Source organism: Streptomyces sp. NPDC049577 (genome assembly GCF_040675635.1).
Lineage (GTDB): Bacteria > Actinomycetota > Actinomycetes > Streptomycetales > Streptomycetaceae > Streptomyces.
In genome coordinates this window covers 1-2,146 of record NZ_JBFAPH010000577.1, presented here as the reverse complement: position 1 = coordinate 2,146, position 2,146 = coordinate 1, and the positions used below count along the sequence as shown (strand labels likewise).

Here is a 2,146-nt window from a genome sequence, read left to right as displayed (position 1 = left end):
GGCGAGGTGGCGGTGAGCCCCGGCAACGCCTCCCCGAGGCCGCCGTCCAGCGCCACCGGGTGAATGGCCCGGGTGCGACACGCCAGGACTCGGACGCCTGCCGAGGCCACCGCTCCGGCCCGGCGGCCGGGTGTGGCGGACGTGAGGGAAGTCACCCGGAACGGTGGCCGGGACCACCCCCTCCGGGAAGTCCCGGGGACCGGGCGACCGGCTCTCCACCCAGGGGAGTAGCCCCGGGGGACCGGCCTCATCCTCCGGGAGGCCCGCAAGGCGGTACGCGGGCATGACGCCCCGCCGCCCGGCGGCCCCTACCGTGGTGTGCGAGCGGCGGACGTACAGCACTCGTCCCCCGAGGTCAGACGTCCGCCGCTCGTGACAGACGGACACCGGGCGGGGGGAAGACGATGGCGGACACCGCGGAACGAACGGTCCAGCCGGTCCGTACGGACCGGCGGGCCGTACGGCACCCGGCCACGGACCTCTTCGGCGAGGTTCCCTCCTCCACCCGCCACCCGCTGGTGGCGGCGGCCATGGTGCTGCCCCTGGCCGCCTTCCTCGCGGTGGCCTTCGGCGGCTGGGACGCCGTCGTCCTGCAGGCGTCGTCCGTGGCCGGAATGCTGGGGCACTGAGCGCTCCAGGCCCGGGAGAGCGGCCCGGGCCGGGCGGACCGGCCGATACCCCGTGGGGACGGGGGTTGCGGCGGACGGCACGACGAGCCGGGCACCTGGGGAGGTGCCCGGCCGTCGCGTATCCCGGCCGGCGCACGCGTATCCCGGGCAGCACAACGGCCGAGGGCCGGAGCTCATGGCTCCGGCCCTCGGCCGATCATGTGCGCGATACTGGGATTGAACCAGTGACCTCTTCCGTGTCAGGGAAGCGCTCTCCCGCTGAGCTAATCGTCCTTGGAGGTGGAGACGGGATTTGAACCCGTGTAGACGGCTTTGCAGGCCGTTGCCTCGCCTCTCGGCCACTCCACCAACGGAGCGGGGGTTCGGGAAGATCCCCCACATCGAGCGGACGACGAGATTCGAACTCGCGACCCTCACCTTGGCAAGGTGATGCTCTACCAACTGAGCCACGTCCGCAGGTCTTGCATCTCCGGGGCGCTTCCGCGTCCCGGCGACGTGTTGAACTTTAGCGGATTCCAGCGCCAGCTCAAATTCCGTTTGCCCAGCGTGCTGCGCTGATCCCCCTCCACCCGGCCTCCCGGCACCCCCTGCGGGGCCGCCATAGACTCGGTGACGTGCACGACCTCACCTCGACGTCCTCGCCCATGGCACGCTTCGGCGGCCTCCTCGCGACCGATCTGCGCGACGTCACCAGCGACCCGGCCGCCCTGGACTCCAGCGGCTGGTGGGCCGTCGTCGCGGACTTCGAGGGAGGGATCCGCTGCGCCCGCTTCGGCGACGTGCGCCCCGCCCCCGCCCGGGCCCCCGGCCCCTGGCGCGGCCCGGCCCCCGAGAGCTGGACCAGCTCCCTCGACCGCGCCGCCTACACCGCGGGCGTCCGCCGCATCCGCGAGCACATAGCCGCCGGCGAGGTCTACCAGGCCAACCTCTGCCGCGTGCTGAGCGCGCCCCTGCCCGACCCGGACGCCGCCGACATCGATGCCCTCACCGGCCACCTTGCCCGGGGCAACCCCGCCCCCTACGCCGGCACCGTCCGGCTGCCCGCCCACGGCGTGGAGGTGGCCACCGCCTCTCCCGAGCTCTATCTCCGCCGCACCGGCCGCGTGATCGAGTCCGGGCCGATCAAGGGCACCGGACGCACCGCCGAGGACCTCCTGGAGAAGGACCACGCCGAGAACGTCATGATCGTGGACCTGGTCCGCAACGACCTCGGCCGCGTCTGCGCCACCGGCTCCGTCACCGTCCCCGCGCTCTGCGCCGTCGAGCCGCACCCGGGCCTGGTCCACCTCGTCTCCACCGTGCGCGGCGAGATCGCCGAGGGCGCCGGCTGGGCGGACCTCTTCGCGGCCACCTTCCCGCCCGGCTCCGTCACCGGCGCCCCCAAGGCCAGCGCCCTGCGGATCATCGACTCCCTGGAGACCGCGCCCCGCGGCCCCTACTGCGGCGGCATCGGCTGGGTCGACGCCGACCGGCGCACCGGCGAGCTCGCGGTCGGCATCCGCACCTTCTGCATCGAC

The 2,146-nt window shown here is 73.7% G+C and carries 2 protein-coding genes and 2 tRNA genes; 2 read left to right on the top strand and 2 right to left on the bottom strand.

Annotation, left to right across the window (positions count from 1 at the left end; translation table 11 throughout):
* Window positions 1-404 precede the first annotated feature (404 nt).
* Window positions 405-629 carry a hypothetical protein gene (locus AB0K09_RS32845; RefSeq protein WP_366069048.1) on the top strand — a complete coding sequence of 75 codons (225 nt, stop codon included), beginning with the start codon at window positions 405-407 and terminating at the stop codon, window positions 627-629.
* Window positions 630-903: 274 nt separating this feature from the next.
* Here AB0K09_RS32845 and AB0K09_RS32840 read toward each other — a convergent pair.
* Window positions 904-977, bottom strand: a tRNA-Cys gene (locus AB0K09_RS32840).
* Window positions 978-1,012: 35 nt separating this feature from the next.
* Window positions 1,013-1,085, bottom strand: a tRNA-Gly gene (locus AB0K09_RS32835).
* Window positions 1,086-1,243: 158 nt separating this feature from the next.
* Here AB0K09_RS32835 and AB0K09_RS32830 point away from each other — a divergent pair.
* A partial coding sequence (locus AB0K09_RS32830; protein WP_366069047.1) for a chorismate-binding protein occupies window positions 1,244-2,146 on the top strand: 903 nt, incomplete at its 3' end.

Bases quoted from the DNA above. Each gene is read 5' to 3' on its own strand.
- AB0K09_RS32845 (WP_366069048.1), top strand. From the start codon at position 405: ATGGCGGACACCGCGGAACGAACGGTCCAGCCGGTCCGTACGGACCGG.